The sequence below is a fragment of the Shimia aestuarii genome (genome assembly GCF_900114635.1).
Taxonomy (GTDB): domain Bacteria; phylum Pseudomonadota; class Alphaproteobacteria; order Rhodobacterales; family Rhodobacteraceae; genus Shimia; species Shimia aestuarii.
The window spans coordinates 79,337-105,104 of sequence record NZ_FOTQ01000005.1; the positions used below are offsets into that span (position 1 = coordinate 79,337).

Below are 25,768 nucleotides of genomic sequence, written 5' to 3' on the forward strand. Positions count from 1 at the left end.
GAAAGACAAACCCATGAAAGATCAGGCGAATACCGCAAAATTTCTGGATCCCTTCGTAACGGCGGATGGTGATACCCGTGCGCAAGTTGCGCTGTCCAACCCGGAAACGCTTTGGTTCAACACCGGGACCCTGTGCAATATCGAATGTGAGAACTGCTATATTTTGAGTTCTCCCACGAATGACGCGCTAGTGTACCTGACAGCCGACGAGGTGACCGATTATCTCGATCAGCTCGATACGCGCGGCTGGAAAGTGCGTGAGATCGGGTTTACCGGCGGCGAACCCTTCATGAATCCCGAAATGATCGAGATGACGCGTCGCGCGCTTGAACGGGGGTATGACGTTCTGATCCTGACCAATGCCATGCAGCCCATGATGCGCAAACGGGTCAGGGCTGGGCTTCTGGAATTGCGGGACACATTCGCGGACAAGCTCACTTTGCGTGTTTCCGTTGATCACTGGACGGAAGAGCTGCATGACAAGGAACGCGGCGCAGGCAGTTTCGCGCGCACGATCGAGGGCATGAACTGGCTACGCGACAACGGGTTCCGCATGACTGTCGCCGGGCGCACGGTCTGGGGGGAAGACGATGGCGCAGCCCGAAAGGGCTATGCACGTCTCTATGCCGAGCAAAAATACGCGATCGACGCCAACAACCCGGCCACGACCGTCCTGTTTCCGGAGATGGACGAAACCGTAGAAGTTCCTGAAATCACAACAGCTTGTTGGGGAATTCTCAATAAGTCACCTGATGACGTGATGTGCGCTTCTTCTCGCATGGTCGTACGGCACAAAGGGGCGGACGGACCCTCGGTGATTGCTTGCACGCTGTTGCCCTACGATCCGCAATTCGACCTAGGCGCCACACTGGAAGACGCCGAGCGCTCGGTGCAACTCAACCATCCGCATTGCGCCAAGTTCTGCGTGCTGGGCGGCGCCTCCTGTTCGGCTTGACGACCGGCTCAAAGGCTAATGACATGCCCGTCACGCGGATTGGCCTTGCCGCGCGCCAAGGCGTCATACACTTCCGCCGCGGCGTCCAACCCAGAATGATCGCGCAGGTCCAGCCATGAACTTGCATCTTCGGCAATGCGTTTCCAGGCGTCGGAAATACGGCCTTCGATCACACCCGGCCCCCAATCGGCACGGCGTTTTTCAATCTGTGACGGGGCAAAAAAGAACTCTGGCTTCGGCCCGGCAAGCGCCTGTTTCCGCTGGAACTGGTCCCAGTGGCTGGTCCCGACAGCACTGGAATGGCGCAAGACGTTGTCCAGATGCGTGTGAAGACGCGACTTGACCGTGGCATTTCCGGCCATGTCCACATAAACGGACGGAACCTGTTCAAGCTGTTCAATGTCGTCATAGCTCAGCACTGTGTCACACGCGCCCAACCCCTCGACAAAAGCCTTGTTGCCTTCCGATGTCAGCCCAACGATCTTTACCGGGCGTGGCGCCAACTCGGCCAGAAACTTGCACAGACCCAGCCCGGTCTTGGATGAAGCACTCCCGATAACAACCTGTTCCGAATTAAAAAACGCGTTGTCCTCCAACCAGTCGCAAAGCAAGTATGAAGTTGCCAGCAAGGGCTGCAACAGTGCCTGAAGCCCCTCGTCCCGCGCAGATTTTTCCCGGCTGCGCACGTATCGGTTATAGACCGGCGGCAGGTTGGCGCGATGCGTGGCTGCATCCACGATCACAGCCCCCCCAACCGCCTCGGGCGTGATCACCAACTCCTCGGCCAACGGGAAAAAGCCGTAGAGACGTTCGCCCACGGTCACTGAATCCGTTCGGCTTTCCACAACCTCGGCAAACCCCCAGACGGGCACCAACCCTTTGCCTTCAACACCGCTCGGAAAGAACTTCCAATAGCCGATCACAAAACCCGTGGCCGCATAGGTGACGTTGTTCGCCGTCAGCGCAAACCGCCGCAGGGCCAAACGCGCCTGCCCGTTTTCCAATGACGTCCGAACCACTTCATCCATGGTCGTGGCCTTGATTTCGGCCTGGTCTATCAGAATGCGTTTCATGCGGCGTGCTCCCCTGTTGCTGGTCGTCACAGCATAGGCCGTCCGCACCCGCCTCCCAAACGCGCGTTCCCGCCGCTACGCCACGTCACGAGTCAGTTAAGCTCAGGCGAGCGCCAATATTTCGTCCCCTCGGCGGTGGCCCCTACACGCCACCCCTTCTTGCTGGGAAAAAAGAACGACCGCCCGTCGACAAAGCGGATATTCCCGTCGCTGCGGTCTTCGCCGGACATTGTTTCACCCCCGGCGCTGGCATCTAACCCGTTGACCACGAAATCTTCGAAATCCGCCGGCGTTTCGAACAGGATCACGAACTGGTTGACGAATCCGCCGATCCCGATCGCCGCACCTACACCGCCGCTGCTCATGTTCATGTAGGTGCGTTCGCCCTTGGGTAGGGAAACGGCGACGCCCCGCCCGTACCCGGCTGTCACGGGAAACACGGTGACACGCCGGGAATCGAACACCGCGTAACCGGCACTTTGCTCATAAAGCGCCCTGGCCTTGGCATTCTCGGTCAGCAACCGCGCCATGATGTTTTCGGAAGACGCATCCAGCCGTGCACGGGTGGCTTCGGGCGTTTCCTCGTTCGAAATCAGCTCCCCTGTCGAATCGAGCGTCTTCCCAACGGCGTCTGCGCCATCGCTAACAGTGTTCCCCACAGCTTCGGCGCCCTTGCCGATGGCCTCACCGGTTTCCTTGGCACCCTTCTTGATCTTCTGCCACGCGGTTTCCGCCTGACCGGGCCCGCACAGACCAACCGCGAGGGCACAACCTAGAAGTCTTTCCCACATTTATTTCACCCACTCCATCTCCGCAAACATCAGAGCATAGGAAGCGGTTTCTGAAAAGCGGCGCGTCAGTGTATTCGAAATTCACCCACAACATTGCGCCATTCTCCGACGGCCACCAACTTGCGGTGCGTGAACCTGACGGAATGCAGCGGACCGTCCAGCTCGCGCTGCCAGAATTCGATGAATTCAAACAGCTTGGGATGGTCCGGCGCAAGATCGTACTCCTGCCAGATATAACTGTTGAGAACATGAATATGGTCCGGCATGTGATAAAAGAACTCTGCCGTGGTCAGCCCATATCCTTTGAGCATCATTTCCGTTTCGGACATCTCCATTCTGTGCGCCTCCTTTTGCTCGTATACACAGGATGGCGCGACAAGATTTAATTTTCAATAAAAACAGTCTATTAGCACTATTCATCGACCGGTGCTAATACTCTCGGACTTGTGCCATTGCACCCCATATCCTGCCTCTGATATAGTTTTCTCAACAACATATGGACCGCCACAAAGAAGCGAGCACAGGACTTGAGCGACACGCCGGAAACCCCTGAAAACGAAGACGAAAATCCAATTCACGAACGGATGGTGCACGACGGCCCGACGGTTACGATCGAAGAGGAAATGCGCGCGTCCTATCTCGACTACGCCATGAGCGTGATCGTCAGCCGCGCGATCCCCGATCTGCGCGACGGGTTGAAGCCCGTGCACCGGCGTATCCTGTACGCCATGCATGAAACTAACAACGCGCACGACAAGCCTTACCGCAAGTCGGCGCGCCCGGTTGGTGACGTCATGGGTAAATACCACCCGCACGGCGACAGCGCGATCTATGATGCGCTTGTGCGGATGGCTCAGGATTTCTCGATGTCCCTGCCGCTTCTGGATGGTCAGGGCAACTTTGGTTCGATGGATGGCGATAACCCCGCTGCCATGCGCTATACCGAGGTCCGCATGGACAAACCGGCAGCCTTCATGCTGGCCGACATCGAGAAAGAAACCGTCGATTTTCAAGACAACTATGATGGCAAGGACCGTGAGCCAACCGTGCTGCCGGCGCGTTTTCCCAACATGCTGGTCAACGGCGCGGGTGGCATTGCCGTCGGCATGGCAACCAACATTCCGCCGCACAACCTTGGCGAAGTGGTCGATGCAACCCTTGCCCTGATCGATGATCCCGACCTGACCAGCGAACAACTGATCCAGTTTGTTCCGGGCCCCGACTTCCCGACCGGCGGGATCCTTCTGGGTCGTTCGGGCGCGCGCAAAGCCTATCTTGAAGGCCGTGGCAGCGTGATCATCCGTTCGAAAACCCGCGTGGAAGAAATCCGCAAGGACCGCTACGCCATTGTCATCGACGAGATCCCTTACCAGGTGAACAAGGCGTCGATGATTGAAAAAATCGCCGAAGCCGCGCGCGAAAAGCGGATCGAAGGCATTGCTCATGTTCAGGACGAATCCGACCGTCATGGTGTGCGCGTTGTGGTCGAGCTAAAGCGCGATGCGACCGCCGAGGTGGTGCTGAACCAACTGTTCCGCTTCACGCCGATGCAAACCCATTTCGGCTGTAACATGCTGGCCTTGAATGGCGGACGGCCTGAACAGCTGACGCTCCGCCGGTTCCTGACCTCATTCATTGATTTCCGGGAAGACGTGGTCGCGCGCCGTACCGCGCATGACCTGCGCAAGGCCCGTGAACGCAGCCACATCCTTTGTGGTCTGGCCGTCGCCGTGTCGAACGTGGACGAAGTTGTGGCCACGATCCGGTCGTCTGCCGACGCCGCCGAGGCGCGCCGGCGCCTGATGGAACGTCGCTGGCCAGCTGGCGACATCGTGCCATATCTCAAGCTGATTGATGATCCGCTGCACCCAGTGAACGACGATGGTACGTACAACCTGTCCGAAACACAGGCCCGCGCCATTCTGGAACTGCGCCTTCAACGCCTGACCCAACTTGGGGTCAAGGAAGTCACCGACGAGCTTGAGGAACTGGCAGGCAAGATCAAGGAATACCTCGAAATTCTCGGGTCGCGCGAACGCATCATGGGCCTGATTGCCGACGAACTTCGCGAAGTGCGCGACCAGTTCGCCGTGCCGCGCCGCACCGAGATCGTCGACTGGTCCGGCGACATGGAAGACGAGGACTTGATCGAGCGCGAGGACATGGTCGTGACCGTGACCTCGGGTGGCTATATCAAACGCACCCCGCTGGCCGATTTCCGCGCTCAGAAACGTGGCGGCAAGGGGCTGTCGGGCATGGCGACCAAGGAAGAGGACGTCGTCACGACCCTCTTCGTGGCTAATACCCACACGCAGCTCCTGTTCTTCACGACCGACGGCATGGCTTATAAGCTCAAGACATGGCGCCTGCCGCAGGGCGGACGCACCTCCAAGGGCAAAGCCATCGTCAACATTCTGCCGATCCCGCAGGGGGTATCCGTGGCGGCGATCATGCCTGTGGACGTCCCCGAGGACGAATGGGCGAACCTTCAGATCGTATTTGCAACATCCGCTGGAACTGTGCGCCGTAACCGCCTGTCAGACTTCACAAATGTGAAATCCAACGGCAAGATCGCGATGAAGTTCGAGGGCGAACACGAAGCCACCAAGCTGATCAATGCGCGCATCTGTTCGGAAGACGACGATGTCATGCTCGTGACCAGCTCGGGGCGCGCGATCCGCTTCCCGACGACTGAGGTGCGCGTTTTCAACAGCCGCGCTTCTGTTGGGGTGCGCGGCATCAAGCTGGCGGGCGATGATGAGGTCGTCTCCATGTCGATCATACGTCATTCGAAATACACACCCGAGCAACGCACCGCCTATCTCAAGATGCGCCGCGCAATGGCGGGTCTGACGGACGATGCCGAAGGTGTCGACGAAGAGGAGACCATCGCTGACGGGTCCGTGGAATTCGACTATGCCGAGATGTCCGCCGCTGAGAACCTGATCCTCACGATCACCTCCGGTGGCGCGGGCAAGCTCAGCTCAAGCCACGACTACCCCGTGCGCGGACGGGGCGGTCAGGGTGTGGCCGCAATGGACAAGGCCATGCGCGGTGGCGAACTCGTCGCCTCCTTCCCCGTGGAAATGGGCGACCAGATCATGCTCGCCACCTCCAAGGGCCAGTCGATCCGGGTGCCCGTCGATGGCATTTCCTTCCGCTCGCGCAGCGCTGGGGGCGTCAAGGTGTTCAACACCGGTAAGGGCGAAGAAGTCGTCTCGGTCGCATGGATCGCGGAACAGTCCGAAGATGACGAAAGTCAAGGCGACGGGTCAGACGAAAGCTGACAAGACGGGGGGCATTCACTGCCCCCTGTTTTCTTTGGAGTACTCGCATGAAACACAGCCTCCTTTCCCTTGCCCTCACCGGCGCGAGCTTCTGTGCCTTTCCCGTGATGGCCAACGAAATTACGGGCGCGGTTCTGCTGACCATGATTAGCGGCCAGAGTTACGACTGTGTTCAGGGGCAAATCCCCTTGGAATGGCATGTCTCAGAAATTTCGCCTGATGCCACCACCGTGGGCTACACGGCGGTTGTTCGTGGAAAGACCGTGGCAGCCGAGTACGAGATCACCTCCAACGGCCGCCTCAGCTCGGACGGCTATGGAGCGGAACGCATTGTCGAACAAAATCCCGACGGGTCACTGACTGTGACCCGCGCAGACGGCAAGGCGATGGTCTGCATCTCCCGCTAAAGATTCAGAAAATCACCACGCCCAGCACATAGAGCGCCATGAAAATCACGATCAGCGACCCGATCGTATAGAAAGTCGCGCGGAACTCATGGTTCTGGCGGGTGGCATAGCCCACAGCATGCACAGCCCGCGCTGCAACGAACCCGTACATCAAGACCTGCGCCAGCCACAGTGGCGGTGACACCATGACAAACAGAAACCCCGCCATCCAGAAACCGGGGATGTTCTCAAGATCGTTGCGATGCATCCGGCGCGAGCGATCCACGTAGTCGTTGACCTCCAACTGCTCAGGACGCGGCGACCTGTTCAGGAGGGTTTGACGCAAATCCTCCGGACTCGCCAACCCGGAATCGCTTTTCAGCATCCGGTATACCGTCATCCACCCCTGTCCCATGATCTTAAGCACCATGATGGCAGAGGCGATCACATAGGTAGCAAAAACCGGGTTCTCCAGACTGATCTGCTGCATGAGGTCTCCTCCCAAGACAACCTTAGCAGACCCGTTTTTCCTTTTGCCAAAAATATCCCGGGGAGTCCCGCGCCGCGCGACGGGGCAGCGCCCCCCCACGCCGTGGGCGCCCAACCTGCGCGCCCGCAAGGGCGCACCATGAGACCCCGCTACAGCCCGTAGATCCGGCTGAACTTCTCTTCCAGATAGCTTAGCAACGGCTCGGGCGAAGGCACGATCCCGCTCGCATGTTCAATCGTTGCGCGCGGTGTCCGCAATCCGCCATGCCGTTGCAGGTTTTCCCGAAGCCAACATGTCGCCGCCGACGTATCTCCCGTTGCCAATTGCGCATCCAGGTCCGGCACCGCCCGGCGCAACGTGTCGTGCAGACAACCCGCATAGACATTGCCCAGCGAATAGGTCGGGAAATAACCAAACAACCCGACCGACCAATGAACGTCCTGCAACACGCCGTTGCTTGGCTTGTCCACAGCATAGCCGAAATCCGCCGCGAACCGATCGTTCCAGGCGGCTTCCAGATCATCCACCGACAGATCCCCTGCCATCAGCGCCCGCTCAAGATCGAAACGCAACATGATGTGCAGGTTGTATTGTACCTCGTCCGCTTCGGTTCGGATATAGCCGTCGTGGACCCGGTTCACCGTACCGTAAAATGCCTCCGCATCCGGGATGCCGAATTCGCCAAAAACATCGCGCATCTGCCCGAATAGCCACCCGGTAAAGGCGCGGCTGCGGCCCAGCTGATTTTCATAAATCCGGCTCTGGCTCTCGTGCACACCCATCGACACGCCCTGCCCCAGCGGAGTCAGCAGATAGGCGCGGTCGATCCCCTGCTCATAGGCCCCGTGACCAACTTCATGGATCGTCGAATAGAAACAGTTGAACGGGTCGAGCTCATTGGTCCGCGTGGTGATCCGCACATCCAACCCAGAGCCCGACGAGAACGGGTGCACCGCCTTGTCCACGCGTCCATGGCTCATGTCATATCCAAACGCGCGCGCCAGCTGCCGGGTCAGCTTCATCTGCTTGTCCGCCGGGAAATGCCCCTCAAGTGCCCTGGGCGCTTCGGCGGCAAGAACCGCTGCGCGCAAAGCCACCAGACGGGGCCGCATTGCATCAAACATCGCAGCCAGTTCCGCCGCCGTCATGTCCGGCTCGTAATCGTCGATCATGGCGTCATAGACATCACCGCCATCCGCCAGCGCCTGTCCCTCCAGTCGCTTGAGACGGACCACCTCGTCCAGCACCGGCAGAAAGGCGGCAACGTCCTCATCCGCCCGCGCCTGCGCCCATAGGCCCTGCGCCCGGCTTGTCACCTTGGCAATTTCGGCGGCCAGATCACCGGGCACCTTGCGTGTCCGGGCAAAGCTCTTGCGGATATGGCGCATCTGCGCCTGCCCAACCACGTCCAGCGCGGCGTCGTCAATCGCAGTCAGCCAATCGGCAACTTTCGGGTCCATCCGGCGTGCATGCAGAACGGCTTCCATCGCCGCCATTTCCTCGGCGCGCTGCTCGGAAGCCCCGCGGGGCATCATGGTTTCCTGATCCCAGCCCAGTCGCCCGGCCACTTGCGCCAGCGCTTCGGTCTGATGCTGGAATGCCATCAACTCATCATAGGCAGACATGGATCATCCTTTTCGAATAGAGGTCGCAACGGGGTAATGCGCCAGGAACCGCGCCTTGAGGATCAGGGTCCAGACCAGAACTGCCATCACCTGGTGCACGATCGCAATCTCGACAGGGGCTGCATAGATCACCGTGGCGATCCCGATCACGAGTTGCAGCGCAACTCCGGACACCAGCGTATTGAACGCGAACTGGGTTCCCGCATGGGCCGACGCCCGGCTCCGCCGCCAGACAACAACCGCAAAGATCACGAAGAGATAACCCCAGATCCGGTGAATGAACTGCACCAACCCCGGATTTTCAAAGAAGTTGCGCCAAACCGGCTCGATCATGAAGGCATCCGGTGGGAAAACCTGCCCGCCCATCAGCGGCCAATCCGTATAGGACCGCCCCGCATCAATCCCGGCCACCAACGCGCCCAATAGGATCTGTATCAATCCCATGTGCATGAGCCCCGTAGACATGGAAAACAACTTGTCTTCCTTGCCGCGTCGCGCCTGCATCAGATCCCGTTCGCTCCGCCCCAGCAAAAGGATGTACCAGCCAATAAACCCGAGGATAACGAATGCCAGCCCGAGATGTGTTGCCAATCGATAACTCGCGACCGTCGTCACACCCTCTCCCGAGGTTACCCCTGATGCGACCATCCACCAGCCCACGGCGCCCTGAACGCCGCCCAAGGCCCCGATCAGGAACAGCCGGCCGGTCCAACCCGTCGGGATCTGGCGCGCGACAAGAAACCCGAGGAACCCCAACGCCCAGACAAGGCCGATCACCCGGCCCAACTGACGGTGGCCCCATTCCCACCAATAGATCGTCTTGAAATCGGCCAGCGTCATCCACTGGTTCTCGATCCGCCACTGGTCGATCTGCTTGTACTTGTCGAATTCCGACTGCCAATCCACTGCGTTCATCGGCGGAATGGCTCCGGTCACAGGGCGCCATTCGGTGATGGACAAGCCGCTCTCGGTCAGACGGGTCAGCCCACCCACAGCGATCATGATCACCACCAGCGCAAACAACGCCATCAACCAAAGCCGGATCCCACGCCGCGCACCACGCGCGCCCTTGTCGATCACCCCAACAGCCTTCGGGGCCTCCTTGGGCGCCTCGCTGCCGACCTCTTCGAAAATACTGCGTTTCTGGCTCATGGTATCTCCCCGGAACTTGATAGCGACACTAGGCACGACCCGGCGCGCCTTCAACCACCCCTTACGCGTTTAATCCGCGCGGTCTTTCCAACGCACCATCTGCCGCATGACACCATGCAACATCTGCACATCGGCCCGCGTGAGCGGCATCCGGCTCCACATGTTGCGCAGGTTGATCTTCATGCCTTCGGCCTTCTCTGGTGGGAAAAAGAACCCAGCCTCTTCCAGGCGATCTTCATAATGGCTCTGCAAGGCTTCCATCTCGGCGCCATTGGCCCAGTCGGTCTTGGCCATATCCACCCGTTCGGCCACGATCTCTGCACTGGCCCGGCGCCATTCATAGGCGGTCAGCAACACGCATTGCGCAAGGTTCAACGACGCATATTCCGGGTTCACCGGCACGTTGATGATCGCGCTTGCCCGCGCAATATCCTCGTTTTCCAACCCGGCCCGCTCCGGCCCGAAAAGCACGGCGACCTTCTCTCCAGTGGCAATCTTTTCCGCCGCCATCTGCATGGCGCGTTCCGGTGTCACCACCGGCTTGGTCAATCCGCGCGCCCGCGCGGTGGTCGCAAAGACAAAATGGCAGTCACGCAACGCTTCCTCGGTCGTGTCACACAACATCGCCTCGTCCAGAAGGCGCCCCGCGCCGCTGGCCATGGCCACGGCCCGTTCGTTTGGCCAGCCATCGCGCGGCGCAACCACACGCATCCGGTCGAGCCCGAAATTCAACATGGCACGGGCCGCCCCACCGATGTTTTCCCCCATCTGGGGACGCACAAGAACAAAGGCGGGCTGAGATGTGTCGCTCGGCATGTCATTCTCCACGAAAATCTGGCCGCTGATACCGCCCGTCCGCGCCACAAACAACCCGCCCATCCTTCATTTTGCTACAAATACTCCCGCCGGAGGCCTAGAATCATCTGTATAAACAGGAGACACAACCAATGGCCTATGACGAAGGACTTGCCAGCATCCTGCGCGACGACCTCGCCGAGCGCGAAAACGTGACCGAAAAGAAAATGTTCGGCGGGCTCTGCTTCATGCTCGACGGCAACATGCTCTGTGGTGTGCACAAGGGGGGCGGCATGTTTCGGGTGGGCAAGGACAACCATACCGCCGCACTCGCCATCGAGGGAGCAAGCCCAATGGCCTTTACCGGGCGCCCGATGGGCGGGATGGTCGATGTGGATGAAGACGTGATGGCCGACGACACACGGCGCGGGCAAGTCATGGCCTTGGCGCTGAATTTCGTGACCAGCCTGCCAGCCAAGTAGCCAAGCCCGCGAATCCGCGCTATAGCGGCGCGAAGACCTTTCAAGGAGCCCGAAGATGGCCGATACCGAGCTGCCCCAGATCTATCTCATCACCCCGCCCGAGATCGAACTCAGCCGTTTTCCCGACGCGTTGGCGCGGGTGCTCGACTCGACCGAGATCGCCTGCGTGCGCCTTGCGCTGGCCACCCGTGACGAAGACCGCCTCTCACGCGCGGCGGATGCGCTGCGCGAAGTGACCCATGCCCGCGACGTGGCCATCGTGATCTCTGAGCATGTGCTGCTGTCCGAACGGCTGGGTCTCGACGGGGTGCATCTGACCGACGGTTCGCGCTCGGTCCGCAAGACCCGCAAGGATCTGGGGGATGACGCCATCGTCGGCGCCTTCTGCGGCGCGTCGCGCCATGACGGCATGACCGCCGGCGAGCTGGGATGCGACTACATCAGTTTCGGCCCGGTCGGCGCAACGCCGCTGTGGGACGGCACCCGCGCCGAACACGAACTGTTCGAATGGTGGTCCCAGATGATCGAAGTGCCCGTCGTCGCCGAAGGCGCGCTGGACGGCGACATCATTGCCCGCCTGTCCCCCGTCACCGATTTTTTCGGCATTGGCGAGGAAATCTGGCGGCATGACGATCCGGTGGCCGCACTCGGCGCTCTCCGGGCCGCGTTCTGACACCTCAGAAAAACACGCGCTCCACGAACCACCACGCGCCAATAAGCGCAATCACCGCCGAGGCGGGCACGGCAATCCGTGCCCGGTACCATGGTTTTTTCCCGAACCAGAAGCCGACCGCGCAGAAGGCCAGCGCGATCACGGTCAACTGCCCAAGCTCGACACCGACGTTGAAACCCAACAAGGCCGGGATGAAGGTGTCTTCAGGCAGCCCGAATTCTTCCAGCACAGAGGCGAACCCAAGCCCGTGCAGCAGGCCAAAGCCAAAAACAACCACCGGCCGCCACGGGCTGAGCCCGCGGCTCAGGATGTTTTCTATCGCCACAAAGCTGATCGAGGCCGCGATCAGCGGTTCGACGATTGCGCTTGGCACATTGACCCAGCCAAGCGCGCCCGCCGCAAGCGTCACCGTGTGGGCGAGCGTGAAGGCGCTGATCTGCCAGATCAGCGGACGCAGATGCAATGACAGGAAGAACAGCCCTAATACGAACAGGATATGGTCCAACCCTTTGGGCAGGATATGATCGAACCCCACCGGCACATAGGCAAGAAAGCTTTGCCAACCCGACAAGGCATCGCCCCCCATTACCGAGATCGGCGGGCTGGTCTCCCCCCCGTTCAAAAACCCGGTATAGGGGTCTTCTACCCCGACCTGCCGCAACACCAGCGCACCATGCCCCTCGGGCCAGACCAGCGTCACCTGCTGCGTCCCCGAAGGAACATCCGTGCGCAGTGCCACGACGGTCGCGCGCGGAAGTTCGAGATCCGCCAACGGTGCCACCCGCACCTCGACAACCTCCCAGACCGCCGACAATTCGCCAGCCCGAAGGGTCACCCCCTTCAGCACATCCGGCAAGGCCGCGCGCAAACGGGCCTCGAAGTCGGCAACCGATAGCGCCCGCAGCGCGTCGTAATCATTGCCCCCGGTCACTTCGTCCGTATCGGTGATCTCATCCAGATTGAGCCCGGCCACAAAAGCCTCTGCATTCATACGCAGGCTCAACTGCGCCTGGCCGTTTGCAACCTCCAGATCTGCAATCGTCGGAAGAACCTCATGGGCATTGGCAAGCTGTGCCCAAAGCCAAACCAGACTTGACAAAGCCAACACGACAGGCAGCCTCACCCGGGTCCAACCAAATGGTTTTCTCATGCTCCTGCCCCGCCTGTTGCTCGCCTGTTGCATCGCCTTCCTAGCAAGCGGCCCCGCTCTCTGCCACGAGTTTTGGATCGAACCACACATCTTTCAAGTGGATCCCGGCGTCACTTTCTCTGCCGACCTCAAGAACGGTCAGACTTTCCAAGGCACGGAATTTGCGTGGTTCGACAGCCGCGTGCTGCGCTCTGAACACCATCTGAACGGCACCATTACCCCCAACACCGGGCGCGCGGGGGATGTTCCGGCCCTGACACTTTCGGCGCCCACACCGGGCCTGATGATCATTTTGCACGAAACCACCCAGAACGTCGTGACCTATCGGGACTGGGACACTTTCGCCGCCTTTGTCACCGAAAAGGGCCTTGGGGATGCCCGCACCCTTCATGATGCGCGCGCCCTGCCCGCCCCACCATTCAAGGAAGGCTACACCCGGCTCGTCAAGTCGCTCGTCGCGATCGGAAACGGCGCGGGCGCAGACAGCCACAAGGGGATGGAGTTTGAACTGGTCGCCCTTGCCAACCCCTACACCGATACAAAGGCCACCACCCTGCCCGTGCAGCTGCTCTATCGCAATGCCCCACGCGCCGACACACAGGTCGACATCTTTGAACGCGCGCCGGACCGGACGGTCACCCGTCACCACTTGCGCACCGATGCCTCCGGGATCGTTGAGGTGCCATTGAATCCGGGGCATGACTACTTGCTCAACGCCGTGATCCTGCGCCCCCCGGAGCAGGAGCGCACCAAAGACACAAACATTGTCTGGGAAACCCTCTGGGCAAGTATGACATTCTCACGCCCTGGCACTTGACCGCATCTCCTGCCTTGCGCCGCCTCGCGATTTGCGATCATAACCAACCCCATGACTCATGATCCTGATATCCTGTGCATTGGCTCCGTCCTCTGGGACGTGATTGGCCGCTCACCCAGCCACATGCGCCAAGGCTCCGACGTACCGGGACGTATCACGCGCCTGCCGGGCGGCGTGGCCATGAATATCGCCATGACACTGGCCCGGTACGGCCTGCGCCCCGCGCTCCTGACAGCGATCGGACAGGATGACGAGGGCCACGAGCTAATGCGCGCCTGTGAGGCGATGGGCATGATCACGGATCACGTTTACCGCTCCGACGATCTGCCCACCGACAAATACATGGCCGTTGAAGGCGCCAACGGGCTGATCGCGGCCATTGCTGACGCCCATTCACTCGAAGCCGCTGGCGACAAGATCCTGCGTCCATTGCAAAACGGCATGCTGGGCGACGAGGAACGCCCCTATACCGGCTTCATTGCGCTGGACGGCAACCTGACCCAACGCCTACTGGATCAGATCGCGCGCTCACCCCTGTTTGACAACGCCGACCTGCGCGTCGCCCCCGCCTCTCCGGGCAAGGCCGAACGTCTGCTCCCCTTCCTCACCCACGCCCGCGCGGTGCTTTATGTAAATCTCGAAGAGGCCGGGCTCTTGTGCCAAACCGAATTCGCATCTTCGCGTGACGCCGCTCAGGCTCTGGTCGCACGTGGTGCCCGGCGCGCCCTCGTGACCGATGGCGGGAATTCGGCTTCTGATGCCACTTCCGACGGCGCACTCACTCAAACCCCACCCTCTGTTCTGGTCACCCGTGTGACCGGCGCCGGGGATACGTTCATGGCGGCCCACATCGCCGCCGAAGCTGCCGGATGCGCGCGCGACGAAGCCCTTTCGCGCGCTCTGCAAGCCGCCGCCGCCTATGTTTCCGGAGAACACGCCACATGAGCCTCTTCACTCCTTCGCCCGAAGTCGCTGCCGCTCTGGCCGATGGCACCCCCGTCGTCGCGCTGGAAAGCACGATCATCACCCACGGCATGCCGTTCCCGCAAAACGTCCAGGTCGCCCGTCAGGTTGAAGCCGACATCCGAGAAAGAGGCGCTGTCCCGGCGACCATCGCGGTTCTGAACGGGACGTTGCATATCGGTCTGACCGACGGCCAACTTGACCAGCTCGCCAAGGCCGAAAACGTCGCCAAGCTGTCGCGCGCCGACCTCGCCGTTTGCATGGCACAGGGGCGCAATGGCGCCACCACGGTTGCCGCCACCATGATCGCCGCCCACCTTGCCGGGATCGACGTTTTTGCCACTGGCGGCATCGGCGGTGTGCACAAGGGCGCGGAAGACAGCTTTGATATCTCCGCTGACCTCTCCGAACTGGCCCAGACTCCTGTGACGGTTGTCGCCGCGGGCGCCAAGGCCATTCTCGATGTACCGAAAACGCTTGAGATGCTCGAAACCAACGGTGTGCCGGTCATCGCCTATCAACAGGACAGCTTTCCTGCCTTCTGGTCGGCCCGATCCGATCTCACCGCGCCCCTGCGCATGGACACCCCAACCCGCATCGCCAAAGCGCATGTATTGCGCTCCAAGCTCGGTCTTCACGGCGGCCAGCTGGTCGCCAACCCGATCCCCACAGCCGACGAGATTCCAACACAGACCATGGCCCCGATTATCGCCCGCGCAACCGCCGACGCGGTTGAACACGGCATCACCGGCAAGGGCGTGACGCCCTATTTGCTCCAGCGCATCTTCGAACTCACCGAGGGGCGCTCTCTTACCGCCAATATCGCACTGGTCCGCAACAACGCCCGTCTCGCCGCCGAAATCGCCCATGAAATCAGCGCGCTGAAATCACGCGGCTGAAGGATGCGCAATCCCGTTGAACACGCCCCGGGAAAGCCCTAACTAGAAACAGGCCTTACCGGGAACCCGCCCATGACCACACCCTTTGACGACCAACCCCCTCCCAAGCACCGCTCCGGTTTCTTCGGCGGCCTTCGGTCGAGCTTTCTGACCGGGATTGTTGTGATCCTGCCCATCGGCCTGACAATCTGGCTGATCTGGACACTGATGGGGTGGGTCGACGGTTTTGTTCTGCCGTTGGTACCCGACACGATCCAGCCCGAGAAATACATCGGCATCAACCTGCGCGGTGTCGGCGTGATCATCTTCCTCGTGTTCACGATCATTGTCGGCTGGGTGGCCAAGGGGCTGATCGGGCGTTCACTGATCCTCTGGGCCGAAGGTCTGGTCAATCGCATGCCCGTGGTGCGCTCGATCTATTCCGGCGCCAAGCAGATCGCCGAAACCGTCTTTGCCCAGACCGAACGCAGCTTCGAAAAAGCCTGCCTGATCGAATATCCACGACGAGGTATCTGGGCGATTGGCTTTATCTCGACCAATGCCAAAGGCGAGGTGGCAGAAACCGCGGCCACATCCAGCGCGCTGATGAGTGTCTTTGTCCCCACCACGCCAAACCCGACCTCCGGCTTCCTGCTTTTCTTTCCCAAGGACGACGTGATCGAACTCGACATGTCCGTCGAAGACGCGGCCAAGCTCGTGATCTCGGCGGGGCTGGTCTATCCCAATGCCAAGGATCCGACAAAGCCGGTCGAAAGCTGATCAGCCCACCATCCCGGCAAGATCGACTGTGCCCCGAAGATTGAGGTCCGCGCGATGCGCTTTGAGAAAAGCGCGCGCGGCGTCCTGTCCCGCGACTTTCAATTCAGCCAATACATAAGGAACCGGCGTGGTCTTGGTGGCGACCGACAAGTCGTTCATCAACCCGTCATCGGCGATCATGTGCACCTTCACATCCCGCTTTTCATCACGCGACAACCGCCCCTCGGCGATCAGGCGCTGAACAAACCCGATGGCGCGCAACTCACTCATCAAGGATGCGTTGAAACTGATCTCGTTGACCCGGTTGGCGATTTGCTGAGGCGTCACCGGCAGGGCCGCCCGCTGAAGTGGGTTGATATTCACGATCACCACATCTTCTGGCAACTCGGGGCGGAAAAAAGGCCACAAGGCCGGGTTTCCCGTATAGCCCCCGTCCCAGAACGCCTCACGGCGCCCCGTCTTTGGATCGTCGATTTCCACAGCCTGGAACAGGGTCGGCAGACAGGCCGACGCCAAAAGAACGTCCGTGCTGATTTCTTCCCCGGAAAACACCCGTGCCTTGCCGCTGCGCACATTTGTGGCGCATATGAAAAGCTGCGGCCCATGGAGGTCGCACACCCTGTCATAATGAAACTGCTCCGCCACACGGCGCAGCGGATGCGCATAGAACGGCCCATAGACGTACGGCGTCATCATCCGCTGCGTCAGGTCCGCCATCATGAAGGGCCAACTGCCTTCAAGCGCCCGACTGACGGCCCCCGGCCCCGGCCCAAAGGCCCGCAACCACGCTTCGGCCCCCGGAGCAGTCACTGCGCCAAGCTGCCCCCAGAGCCACTCCAGGTTGGCCCGCGCCGCCTCCGGCCCGCCTTCCAGTAATCCTGCCTTGAGCGCCGCCCCGTTCATTGCCCCGGCTGAGGTTCCCGAAATAGCCGCGATCTCGATCCCCGGGTCCTGCAACAGCACGTCCAACACCCCCCAGGTAAAAGCACCATGCGCGCCCCCACCCTGCAGTGCCAGGTTGATCCGCTTCTTTTCGGCCAAGCCCTGCCCCCAATTCTTCCTTTTGCCTGAAATATCCCGGGGGGGTGGGGCTGGCCCCCACGTCACCCCTTCGCCGACCTGCGCCCTTAGAGCGCGGTCCAGCCACCATCCACCGAGATCGTCGTCCCGGTGATCTGCGCCGCTGCGTCCGAACACAGGAACACCGTCGTGCCGCCCAGTTGCTCAACCGTGGCAAATTCCCGGCTCGGCTGGCGCTCGAGCATGACCTTCTTGATCACCTCTTCACGCCCCATGTTGTATTTCTCCATCGTGTCCGGGATTTGTGCCTCCACCAACGGCGTCAGAACATAGCCGGGGCAGATCGCGTTGCAGGTGATCGGCTCTTCCGCCGTCTCCAGCGCCACGGTCTTGGTCATCCCCACAACCCCGTGCTTTGCGGCGACATATGCGGCCTTGAAAGGCGACGCGGTCAAACCATGCGCGCTGGCGATATTCACCACGCGCCCCCAGCCCCGCTTGCGCATGTGCGGCAACGCGGCAGCAATGGTGTGAAAGGCCGAATTCATGTTGATCGCAATGATCGCGTCCCACTTGTCCACCGGAAATTCGTCAATCGGTGCAACGTGCTGAATCCCGGCGTTGTTGACGAGGATATCGCAGCCGCCCGCCTGTTCGATCAGGTCCCGACATTCCGCGCCCTTGGACATGTCCGCCTTGATATAGCGCGCCTCGACACCGAATTCCTGCGCGATCTCGGCGGCCAGCGCGTGATCCTCTTTGCGGTCCGTGAACGAGTTCAACACCACAGCGGCCCCGGCCCTGGCGATCTCGCGGGCGATTCCCAAACCGATTCCCGAGTTCGACCCGGTGATGATTGCCGTTTTTCCAGAAAGCGTCATGCCTCATCCTTCCTCAAATGATTTGGCGCACCATAGCAATGCTGCACCAGCAAAATAAGAGGAAAGCGCTGCGATACGTAGTCTTACGGAACCTCGCGCACGGACAAAAAAAACGCCCGCACAAGGCGGGCGTAAAGTTATTGAGGCAGGTTTCATACAGGCAAGAAACCTATCGAGCAGTGACTCCTTTATAAGCAATCCGGTGCCGACCTCCAAGCTAAAAGTTTGATAACCCACGAATCCCCGGTTACTTCTGGGGGCAATAAAACAAGGGCAAAGCAGGATTGTTCGGGCAATGACATCAGTATGTTTCCCCCTCCAAGGGGCCATCCGCGCAGCTTTAGCCGTTGTTTTCTTGGCTGCACCGGCTTTCGGCGAACCCGCCCATGGAATCGCAATGTACGGCGATCCCGCGTTGCCGCCCGGGTTTGCCGCACTGCCCCATGCCAACCCCGACGCGCCCAAGGGTGGACGAATCGTGACCGGAAACACCGGGGGATTCGATTCGCTCAACCCGTTCCTGCGCAAAGGCACCTCCCCCTGGCAGCTCCGATTCTTTTCCTACGAGTCGCTGATGGGACGCAATTGGGACGAACCATTCGCCCTCTACGGCCTTCTGGCCGAAACCGTGGAAACTGCGCCTGACCGCTCATGGGTCGAATTTACCCTGCGCCCTGAGGCCCGCTTTTCCGATGGCAGCCCAGTCACTGTCGAAGACGTGATCTGGTCCTATGAGACCTTGGGCACCCTGGGTCACCCCCGCTATCTCAGCTTCTGGACCCAGGTCGACCGGATCGAGGCGACGGGTCCGCGCAGCGTGCGCCTCACCTTCAACACCGACAACCGCGAACTCGCCCTGATCGCAGGCATGCGCCCGATCCTGCAAAAGGCGCAATGGTCCGACAGGGATTTCACCGCCGCCACCCTGAATGACATTCCGATCGGCACCGGCCCCTACGTCGTTTCCGATTTCGAGGCGGGCCGCCACGTCACCCTGACCCGGAATCCGGCGTACTGGGGCCGGGATCTGCCCTTGCGACGCGGCACGCACAATTTCGACGAGATCCGCGTCGACTTCTACGGCGATGGCGACGTGCTTTTCGAAGCATTCAAGGCAGGCGCCCTGTCCTACATGCGCGAGTTCAACGCAGAAGCCTGGGCCAATCGTTACGGCTTTCCGGACGCTTTGTCGGGCAACGTCGTGAAATCCGAGATCCCGCACCAGAAGCCCTCGGGCATGACCGGCTTCGTGATGAACGCCCGGCGCGCCCCATTGGATGACATCCGCGTCCGTGATGCGCTGATTCACACCTTTAACTTCGAATTCATCAACGACACGCTCACCGGCGCGCGCCAACCCCGGATCACGTCTTACTTTTCGGGCTCGCAACTTGCCATGCAACCCGGCGACGCCACCGGGCGCGTGGCCGAACTCCTGACGCCCTTCGCGGATGATCTGCCCCCCGATACACTTTCGGGTTACACTCTGCCCGCATCGGACGGCTCGGCGCGCAACCGCAAGAACCTGCGCCGCGCCATGAAACTTCTCAAAGATGCAGGCTGGGACGTGGTAGACGGACAATTGCAGCACGCGCAGGGTGATCCGTTCACCCTCGACATCCTCTTGCGCCAGAGCGACACGCAGGACAAAGCGATCATCGACATCTACCGCAAATCTCTCGAACGCCTTGGTATCACGGTGACCGTGACGCTTACGGACAACGCCCAATATACCCAACGGGTGAGCAATTTCGATTTCGACCTCACCGATTTCCGCCGGGCATTGTCACTTAGCCCCGGCAATGAACAACATCTGTACTGGGGCAGCGACGCCGCCGATCAACCGGGGTCGCGCAATCTGATGGGGCTCAAATCCCCAGTGGTGGATAGGCTGATCGACGCCATGCTCACCGCCGAAACTCAGGAAGAATTCACCGCCGCCACCCGCGCGCTGGACCGTGTTCTGACGGCCGGGCGCCACGTGATTCCGATCTGGACCTATGCCGTCGGTCGCATCGCCCATCGCAAGGAACTGCGCTACCCCGACACACTTCCGATCTATGGCGACGGGGCCGAATGGATGCCTGCTTTCTGGTGGTATCAGGAATAATCCATCCGCGCTTGCCCGTTGTATGCGCGCGAACGCTGTGCGAAAACCGCCCAACCCAAGCATGCCAGAGGCCCGTTCCATGAGCGCCATCGACTCCCTTCCCCCGCTGCGCGATGTGATCGCAACGCATGGTCTTTCGGCCCGCAAGTCTCTGGGGCAGAACTTCCTTCTTGACCTCAACCTGACTGCCAAGATTGCGCGACAGGCCGGAGATCTGAGCGAGGCGGACGTGCTCGAAATCGGCCCCGGTCCCGGTGGTCTCACGCGCGGACTTCTGGCCGAAGGTGCGCGCCGGGTGCTCGCCATCGAAAAAGACAGCCGCTGCATGCCCGCGCTGGCCGAGATTGCCGACGCCTATCCCGGACGACTCGAAGTCATCAATGGCGACGCGCTTGAGATCGACCCGCTCGCCCACCTGACACCGCCCATCCACGTCGCGGCCAACCTGCCCTACAATGTCGGCACCGAGCTTCTGGTGCGCTGGCTGACCCCGCCGGAATGGCCACCTTTCTGGCAGAGCCTCACCCTGATGTTTCAACGCGAAGTGGCCGAGCGCATCGTCGCCCAACCGGGCAGCAAGGCCTATGGCCGCCTTGCCATCCTCGCGCAATGGCGGGCCGAGGCGCGGATCGTGATGTCCCTGCCCCCCGGCGCCTTCACCCCGCCGCCCAAGGTCAGCTCAGCCGTGGTGCATCTCAAGGCCCTGCCCGAACCGCGCTTTCCGGCCAATGCATCGACCCTGTCCCGCGTGGTCGCCGCGGCGTTCAATCAGCGCCGCAAGATGCTGCGCGCTGCGCTCAAGGGACAGGCGCCTGACATTGAGGACCGCCTGATTGCCGCCGGGATCAAACCTACCGAGCGCGCCGAACAGGTCAGTCTTGAACAGTTCTGTGCACTGGCCCGGGAACTTGACACCTGAAGGAAAAAAGGCCCGTTCCAACCGGAACGGGCCTTCTTCAATTCATGAGCACCACTATTATTCGGCGGCATTATCTTCGGGCGCAGCTGCGGCTGGCTCTGCCGGGGCGTCCTCGGTCTTTTTCTTGCGCGGAGTAGATGTCCGCTTGCGCGTTGTGGTTTTGCGCGGCGCTTTCGGCTTATCCTCGACCTTGCTCTCGGGTGTTTCCACCAACTCGGCTTCGGGGGCATCCACCAAGAGGTCAGGCTGATCCGCTTCCGACGGATCGATTACGTCATCCTGCTGAGGCGTATCCGCGCCGTTGGATTCACGTTCCTGACGCTCCATGCGCTCGCGACGTTCGCGATCCCGCTCTGCCTGGCGTTCCCGGTTCTGGCGGTCCTGTTCCTCGCGGCGGGCCTCCTGCTCGCGCTGCGCTTCATTCAGCATGCGCTGATAGTGCTCGGCATGCTGCTGGAAGTTTTCCGTGGCAACCCGGTCATTGCCCAGCTGCGCGTCCCGCGCCAACTGGTTGTACTTGTCGATGATCTGCTGCGGCGTGCCGCGCACCTTGCCCTCGGGGCCGGAGCTGTCGAACACGCGGTTCACAATGTTGCCCGAGGGGCGGTTACGATTCGACTTGTTCCGCGAACGTGACTTGGAAGATCTCATAATCCTTGCAATCCAGCCTTGGTCAATTGCAGTCGCTAACCCTGTCTTGCACCTCGTGTGCTCAATCCGGTTGCGACAATTTCTGGCTTGGCGTCCCATGGGACCGCCAACAAGGGCATCCACCAAAAGGACACCTTCTGACTAATCGCCCCTGCCACCCGGCACAAGTGCATTTCGTCCTTCTTGGCGCCATTTTGCAAAAATATCGCAAGTTCCTCAGCGTTTCCTTGCCGAAACCACGCGATCCCGCCCGTCAAGGTCAGGAAGAACGCGCACATCCCGCCATCCAGCGCCTTTGAAAATTGCCCCAACGTCGCCTCCCTGCCGCCATCCGATCTCTACAAGCACATGTCCACCCGCGTTCAGATGCGCCCCGGCGCGGGCGGCAATCTCCCGATAGGGCATTAGCCCGTCGCCGCCCGGAGTAAGCGCTTCGTGCGGATCGTGGTCATGTACCTCGCGTGACAACTCGGCCATTTCCTGGACCGAGATATAGGGTGGATTCGACAAGATCATGTCAAACATCCCGATCCCGTCCGGCAGCCACTCCCCCGCCTTACGGACACGATAGAATTCAAGACGCTTGCGCACGTCCTGTCCAATGGCGTTCAACTCCGCAATCGCAATCGCAGGCCCACTGACATCTGTTGCCAATGCCGTTGCCTCTGGCCACTCGGCTAAAAGAGAGATCGCGATGATCCCGGTCCCGGTCCCCAGATCGGCAAAGCGCGCCACCGGACCAAGGTCCAGCGCCGCCGCGATCAGGCATTCTGTCTCGGGGCGTGGGTCCAGCGTATCCCGCGTCACCACGAAATCCCGCCCCCAGAATTGCCGGCGCCCGATGATCTTGGAAACAGGCTCTCCCGCAACGCGTCGCGCCACCAAAGCCTCAAGCGCATCAGGGTCGGCCAGGACCATATCCGCTTCCAACGTTACCATGCTCGGCTTGATCTCGGCGGCCTCGGCCACCAGCGCCCGCGCATCGCGTGCCGCGCCCTCGATCCCAGCGTCCTTCAGCCGGGCGATACTGGCCGCCAGCGCCTCGCGCAGGGTCACCCGTCCATCTCCGCCAGCGCAGTTGCCTGCGCATCCGCCGTCAGCGCGTCGATGATCTCGTCCAGATCACCCTGCATCACCTGGTCCAGCTTGTAGAGCGTCAGGTTGATCCGGTGATCCGTCATCCTTCCCTGTGGAAAGTTATAGGTCCGTATCCGTTCGGACCGGTCACCCGATCCCACCTGCCCCGCGCGGTCGGCGGCGCGTTCGCTGTCGATCCGTTGCCGCTCAAGATCATAAAGCCGCGTTTTGAGTACCTGCATCGCGATCTCTCGGTTGCGGTGCTGAGATTTCTCCGAGCTGGTCACGACAATCCCTGTCGGCAAATGCGTGATCCGTACCGCCGAATCCGTGGTGTTCACGTGCTGGCCACCCGCGCCCGAAGATCGCATCGTATCAATCCGCAGATCATTGGCATCAATCTGGATGTCCACATCCTCGGCCTCGGGCAGCACCGCCACCGTCGCCGCCGACGTGTGAATTCGCCCGCCGCTTTCCGTCGTCGGCACACGCTGGACCCGGTGCACACCGGATTCGTACTTCATGCGGGCAAAGACATTTTCACCCTTGATGTGGGCCACCACTTCCTTGATCCCGCCCAGCTCGGTCTGTTGCTCTTCGAGGATTTCAAGCTTCCAACCCCGCGCCTCGGCATAGCGTTGATACATGCGTAGCAGATCGCCGGCGAACAATGCCGCTTCGTCCCCGCCCGTACCGGGACGGATTTCAAGGATCGCGGGCCGCGCATCCGCCGCGTCCTTGGGCAACAACGCCAGCTGCAACGCATGTTCCGCGTCCGGCACCGCCGCGCGCAGCCCGGGAAGTTCCTCTTCGGCCAGTTCCTTCATATCCGGATCGGCCAACATCTCTTCGGCCTCGTCAATATCGCCCAGCAAACGGCGATAGGCAGCGATCTGTTCGACCACCGGCTTCAGCTCGGAATACTCTTTGGCCAGCGCCGCGATATCGGCGCTGCCCCCCTCGGCCATCTGCGCCTCGAGAAACTCGAAACGCTGGGTGATCTGTTCAAGACGCTCTATTGGAACCATGCGGTTAAGTGGGACAATCCGCAGTCTTGGTCAAGGGCCGTTGAGGGTGTATCATCGGCGCATGAACAAGCTTCTTGCAGCACTCTGCCTTGTCGCCACCCCGGCCTTGTCGGACGGGTTCATGAACGGTGTGCCGATCGATTGCTATTGCACCGATTCCAAGGGGCAGAGGATCGAAATCGGGGAAACCATCTGTCTTCAGGTCGACGGGCGCATGTTCATGGCCCAATGCCAGATGTCACTGAATGTGCCGATCTGGCGCGAGATTGCGCCCGGTTGCGTCAGTTCCGATCTAAAAGGCGGTCAAAGCCTCGATCCAACGGTCAACCCGCGCGGCATTGACCCCCATGTCACGCCGCCCAAAGCGTGACCTCGCGAGGATTTTAAGATCCTCACCATCCTGAAACACCGTCGTGTAATCGGGAAAGCCCACGGTGCGGCTGCGCGTGACAAAGGTCATCATCCCCTCTTCCACCGATCCGGCCAGAACATGAGTGCGCGGATCGCCCTCGGCCACCGCTGCGAGACGTCGCAACCCGTCCTTGCCAATGGTCACGATCCGGGTCGCCCCGTTGCGGAATGTCTTGTCCCCGACAACTTCAGGAACCCTGTGCCAGCGCGCCGGGTCACTCGGGGCCAGCCGCACATAGGCAAACAGGGCCACGAAAAGCCCCAGAACGATCCAGACAATCCACATGGCGCGCAAACCTCGTTTTCCCTTCAATCTATGCGCGCAGACTGCACGGGAACCGGGTGCGGGATCAAGCCTTACACCGCGTTAGGTTTGCGGTTCTTGCGCCGTGTCCAGCCCCACAAACAGATCATCTCGGTCGCAACATGCGCTCCGGCAATCGCCGTTGCACCCGTCGTGTCATAAGGCGGGGACACCTCGACAATGTCGCCCCCCACAAGATTGATCCCGGCGATATCCCGCAAGATGATGCTCGCCTGTCCACTGGTCAGCCCGCCCCAGACCGGAGTGCCGGTGCCGGGCGCAAAGGCCGGATCCAGCCCGTCAATATCAAAGCTAAGATAGGTCGGGTTGTCGCCCAGGATTGACTTGATCTTCCTGGCCACGGCGGCCGGACCTGTCTCGTGCACTTCGCGTGCATCAATGATGTTGATCCCCAGCGTGTCCGGGTTCTGGGTGCGAATGCCCACCTGCACCGACCGCTTCGGGTCGATCAGCCCAAGCTTCACCGCCTTGTAGAACATGGTGCCATGGTCAATGCGATCCATGTCATCGTCCTGCCAGGTGTCCGTATGCGCGTCGAATTGCAAAAGGCTCAGTGGCCCGTATTTCTCGGCATAGGCTTTCAGGATCGGAAAGCTGATATAGTGATCCCCCCCAAGGGTGATGCTGGCCGCGCCGCCCTCGAGAATGCCCCGGATATGGTTAGTGAGCGTGTCGGGAAAATCGCTGACCCGCGCATAATCAAAGGCGAGGTCGCCATAGTCCACGATCAGCAGTTCCTCCAATGCATCGTAATCCCAGCCATAGGGCGGATCGAATGCCTGCAGGGCGCTCGCCTCTCGTATGGCGCGCGGCCCAAGGCGGGTACCGGGGCGGTTGGTTACGGAATGATCAAACGGCACCCCGGTTACCGCGATATCAACGCCCTCAAGGTCCTTCGTATACTTGCGGCGCAGGAACGAGTTTGCCCCGCCAAACGTGTTTTCAAAGCTTGCCCCACGAAGGTTTTCCCGTGTGAACGCCGTGTCCACTTGGTGCTTTGCATCCTCCAACGCCATGACTTGCACTCCCAGTCAGATAATTTGATCAAA

At 60.8% G+C, this 25,768-nt stretch carries 27 protein-coding genes; 12 read left to right on the plus strand and 15 right to left on the minus strand.

Annotation, left to right across the window (positions count from 1 at the left end):
- The first annotated feature begins 13 nt into the window (after window positions 1-13).
- Window positions 14-955, plus strand: a complete 942-nt coding sequence (locus BMZ35_RS12890) for a radical SAM protein (RefSeq protein ID WP_093094267.1) — start codon at window positions 14-16, stop codon at window positions 953-955.
- Window positions 956-963: 8 nt separating this feature from the next.
- On the opposite strand, the gene BMZ35_RS12895 is transcribed toward BMZ35_RS12890, so the two are convergent.
- From BMZ35_RS12895 to BMZ35_RS12905, 3 genes are all read right to left on the minus strand, one after another.
- A complete protein-coding gene (locus tag BMZ35_RS12895; RefSeq protein ID WP_093094268.1) occupies window positions 964-2,028 on the minus strand; it encodes a DUF2855 family protein in 1,065 nt (354 codons plus the stop codon).
- A 92-nt stretch (window positions 2,029-2,120) separates the two neighbouring features.
- Window positions 2,121-2,819 carry a lipid-binding SYLF domain-containing protein gene (locus BMZ35_RS12900; protein ID WP_093094269.1) on the minus strand — a complete coding sequence of 233 codons (699 nt, stop codon included), beginning with the start codon at window positions 2,817-2,819 and terminating at the stop codon, window positions 2,121-2,123.
- A 65-nt stretch (window positions 2,820-2,884) separates the two neighbouring features.
- Window positions 2,885-3,154 (minus strand): usg protein, encoded by a 270-nt coding sequence (locus BMZ35_RS12905; RefSeq protein WP_093094270.1) that lies wholly within the window; start codon window positions 3,152-3,154, stop codon window positions 2,885-2,887.
- Window positions 3,155-3,346: 192 nt separating this feature from the next.
- Between BMZ35_RS12905 and gyrA the strand changes: the two genes are divergently transcribed.
- Window positions 3,347-6,106 (plus strand): DNA gyrase subunit A, encoded by a 2,760-nt coding sequence (gyrA, locus tag BMZ35_RS12910; RefSeq protein ID WP_093094271.1) that lies wholly within the window; start codon window positions 3,347-3,349, stop codon window positions 6,104-6,106.
- A 47-nt stretch (window positions 6,107-6,153) separates the two neighbouring features.
- Complete coding sequence (locus tag BMZ35_RS12915) at window positions 6,154-6,513, plus strand: hypothetical protein (protein WP_093094272.1); 360 nt, start codon at window positions 6,154-6,156, stop codon at window positions 6,511-6,513.
- Between the two features lie 4 nt (window positions 6,514-6,517).
- On the opposite strand, the gene BMZ35_RS12920 is transcribed toward BMZ35_RS12915, so the two are convergent.
- The 4 genes from BMZ35_RS12920 to BMZ35_RS12935 form a co-directional block, all read right to left on the minus strand.
- On the minus strand, window positions 6,518-6,982 hold the full coding sequence (locus BMZ35_RS12920) for an MAPEG family protein (RefSeq protein WP_093094273.1): 465 nt from the start codon (window positions 6,980-6,982) through the stop codon (window positions 6,518-6,520).
- Between the two features lie 149 nt (window positions 6,983-7,131).
- Complete coding sequence (locus BMZ35_RS12925; protein WP_093094274.1) at window positions 7,132-8,607, minus strand: carboxypeptidase M32; 1,476 nt, start codon at window positions 8,605-8,607, stop codon at window positions 7,132-7,134.
- Window positions 8,608-8,610: 3 nt separating this feature from the next.
- Window positions 8,611-9,759 carry a heme A synthase gene (gene ctaA / locus BMZ35_RS12930; RefSeq protein WP_093094275.1) on the minus strand — a complete coding sequence of 383 codons (1,149 nt, stop codon included), beginning with the start codon at window positions 9,757-9,759 and terminating at the stop codon, window positions 8,611-8,613.
- 69 nt (window positions 9,760-9,828) lie between these two features.
- Complete coding sequence (locus BMZ35_RS12935) at window positions 9,829-10,575, minus strand: RNA methyltransferase (RefSeq protein WP_093094467.1); 747 nt, start codon at window positions 10,573-10,575, stop codon at window positions 9,829-9,831.
- 131 nt (window positions 10,576-10,706) lie between these two features.
- On the opposite strand from BMZ35_RS12935, the gene BMZ35_RS12940 reads away from it, so the two are divergent.
- Together BMZ35_RS12940 and BMZ35_RS12945 are read left to right on the plus strand one after the other, a co-directional pair.
- Entirely contained in the window at window positions 10,707-11,036 is a 330-nt protein-coding gene (locus BMZ35_RS12940; RefSeq protein ID WP_093094276.1) for a TfoX/Sxy family protein, read from the plus strand.
- 55 nt (window positions 11,037-11,091) lie between these two features.
- Window positions 11,092-11,709, plus strand: coding sequence for a thiamine phosphate synthase (locus BMZ35_RS12945; protein ID WP_093094277.1), 618 nt, complete (start codon window positions 11,092-11,094; stop codon window positions 11,707-11,709).
- 4 nt (window positions 11,710-11,713) lie between these two features.
- Here the strand turns inward: BMZ35_RS12945 and BMZ35_RS12950 are convergent, their stop codons facing one another.
- A complete protein-coding gene (locus BMZ35_RS12950; protein WP_341350637.1) occupies window positions 11,714-12,817 on the minus strand; it encodes a HupE/UreJ family protein in 1,104 nt (367 codons plus the stop codon).
- 40 nt (window positions 12,818-12,857) lie between these two features.
- Here BMZ35_RS12950 and BMZ35_RS12955 point away from each other — a divergent pair, with 40 nt between their 5' ends.
- From BMZ35_RS12955 to BMZ35_RS12970, 4 genes are all read left to right on the plus strand, one after another.
- Window positions 12,858-13,676 carry a DUF4198 domain-containing protein gene (locus BMZ35_RS12955; RefSeq protein WP_093094279.1) on the plus strand — a complete coding sequence of 273 codons (819 nt, stop codon included), beginning with the start codon at window positions 12,858-12,860 and terminating at the stop codon, window positions 13,674-13,676.
- A gap of 51 nt (window positions 13,677-13,727) precedes the next feature.
- Window positions 13,728-14,621, plus strand: coding sequence for a PfkB family carbohydrate kinase (locus BMZ35_RS12960; protein ID WP_093094280.1), 894 nt, complete (start codon window positions 13,728-13,730; stop codon window positions 14,619-14,621).
- Window positions 14,618-15,538, plus strand: a complete 921-nt coding sequence (locus tag BMZ35_RS12965; protein ID WP_093094281.1) for a pseudouridine-5'-phosphate glycosidase — start codon at window positions 14,618-14,620, stop codon at window positions 15,536-15,538. Before BMZ35_RS12960 ends, BMZ35_RS12965 begins: the two co-directional genes overlap by 4 nt.
- Before the next feature lie 72 nt (window positions 15,539-15,610).
- The gene (locus BMZ35_RS12970) at window positions 15,611-16,297 is read left to right on the plus strand and encodes a DUF502 domain-containing protein (protein ID WP_093094282.1); all 687 of its coding nucleotides are present in this window, start codon (window positions 15,611-15,613) and stop codon (window positions 16,295-16,297) included.
- Here the strand turns inward: BMZ35_RS12970 and BMZ35_RS12975 are convergent, their stop codons facing one another.
- Window positions 16,298-17,338: a patatin-like phospholipase family protein gene (locus BMZ35_RS12975; protein ID WP_093094283.1), complete on the minus strand. Its 1,041-nt coding sequence runs from the start codon at window positions 17,336-17,338 to the stop codon at window positions 16,298-16,300. It lies immediately after the preceding gene.
- Window positions 17,339-17,424: 86 nt separating this feature from the next.
- Window positions 17,425-18,198, minus strand: a complete 774-nt coding sequence (locus BMZ35_RS12980; protein WP_093094284.1) for a 3-hydroxybutyrate dehydrogenase — start codon at window positions 18,196-18,198, stop codon at window positions 17,425-17,427.
- A 295-nt stretch (window positions 18,199-18,493) separates the two neighbouring features.
- On the opposite strand from BMZ35_RS12980, the gene BMZ35_RS12985 reads away from it, so the two are divergent.
- Together BMZ35_RS12985 and rsmA are read left to right on the plus strand one after the other, a co-directional pair.
- Window positions 18,494-20,308: an extracellular solute-binding protein gene (locus BMZ35_RS12985; RefSeq protein ID WP_093094285.1), complete on the plus strand. Its 1,815-nt coding sequence runs from the start codon at window positions 18,494-18,496 to the stop codon at window positions 20,306-20,308.
- Window positions 20,309-20,387: 79 nt separating this feature from the next.
- The gene (gene rsmA, locus BMZ35_RS12990; protein WP_093094286.1) at window positions 20,388-21,227 is read left to right on the plus strand and encodes a 16S rRNA (adenine(1518)-N(6)/adenine(1519)-N(6))-dimethyltransferase RsmA; all 840 of its coding nucleotides are present in this window, start codon (window positions 20,388-20,390) and stop codon (window positions 21,225-21,227) included.
- Between the two features lie 57 nt (window positions 21,228-21,284).
- On the opposite strand, the gene BMZ35_RS12995 is transcribed toward rsmA, so the two are convergent.
- The 3 genes from BMZ35_RS12995 to prfA form a co-directional block, all read right to left on the minus strand.
- Complete coding sequence (locus BMZ35_RS12995; RefSeq protein ID WP_093094287.1) at window positions 21,285-21,878, minus strand: DUF4167 domain-containing protein; 594 nt, start codon at window positions 21,876-21,878, stop codon at window positions 21,285-21,287.
- A 216-nt stretch (window positions 21,879-22,094) separates the two neighbouring features.
- Window positions 22,095-22,934 (minus strand): peptide chain release factor N(5)-glutamine methyltransferase, encoded by an 840-nt coding sequence (gene prmC, locus BMZ35_RS13000; protein WP_093094288.1) that lies wholly within the window; start codon window positions 22,932-22,934, stop codon window positions 22,095-22,097.
- Window positions 22,931-23,983: a peptide chain release factor 1 gene (gene prfA / locus BMZ35_RS13005; RefSeq protein ID WP_093094289.1), complete on the minus strand. Its 1,053-nt coding sequence runs from the start codon at window positions 23,981-23,983 to the stop codon at window positions 22,931-22,933. Before prfA ends, prmC begins: the two co-directional genes overlap by 4 nt.
- A gap of 61 nt (window positions 23,984-24,044) precedes the next feature.
- Between prfA and BMZ35_RS13010 the strand changes: the two genes are divergently transcribed.
- Window positions 24,045-24,353, plus strand: coding sequence for a hypothetical protein (locus BMZ35_RS13010; RefSeq protein ID WP_093094290.1), 309 nt, complete (start codon window positions 24,045-24,047; stop codon window positions 24,351-24,353).
- On the opposite strand, the gene BMZ35_RS13015 is transcribed toward BMZ35_RS13010, so the two are convergent.
- Together BMZ35_RS13015 and speB are read right to left on the minus strand one after the other, a co-directional pair.
- The gene (locus tag BMZ35_RS13015; protein ID WP_093094291.1) at window positions 24,276-24,680 is read right to left on the minus strand and encodes a DUF1499 domain-containing protein; all 405 of its coding nucleotides are present in this window, start codon (window positions 24,678-24,680) and stop codon (window positions 24,276-24,278) included. The two genes, BMZ35_RS13010 and BMZ35_RS13015, sit on opposite strands and share 78 nt — an antisense overlap.
- A 71-nt stretch (window positions 24,681-24,751) precedes the next feature.
- Window positions 24,752-25,735, minus strand: coding sequence for an agmatinase (gene speB, locus BMZ35_RS13020; RefSeq protein WP_093094292.1), 984 nt, complete (start codon window positions 25,733-25,735; stop codon window positions 24,752-24,754).
- Window positions 25,736-25,768 lie beyond the last annotated feature (33 nt).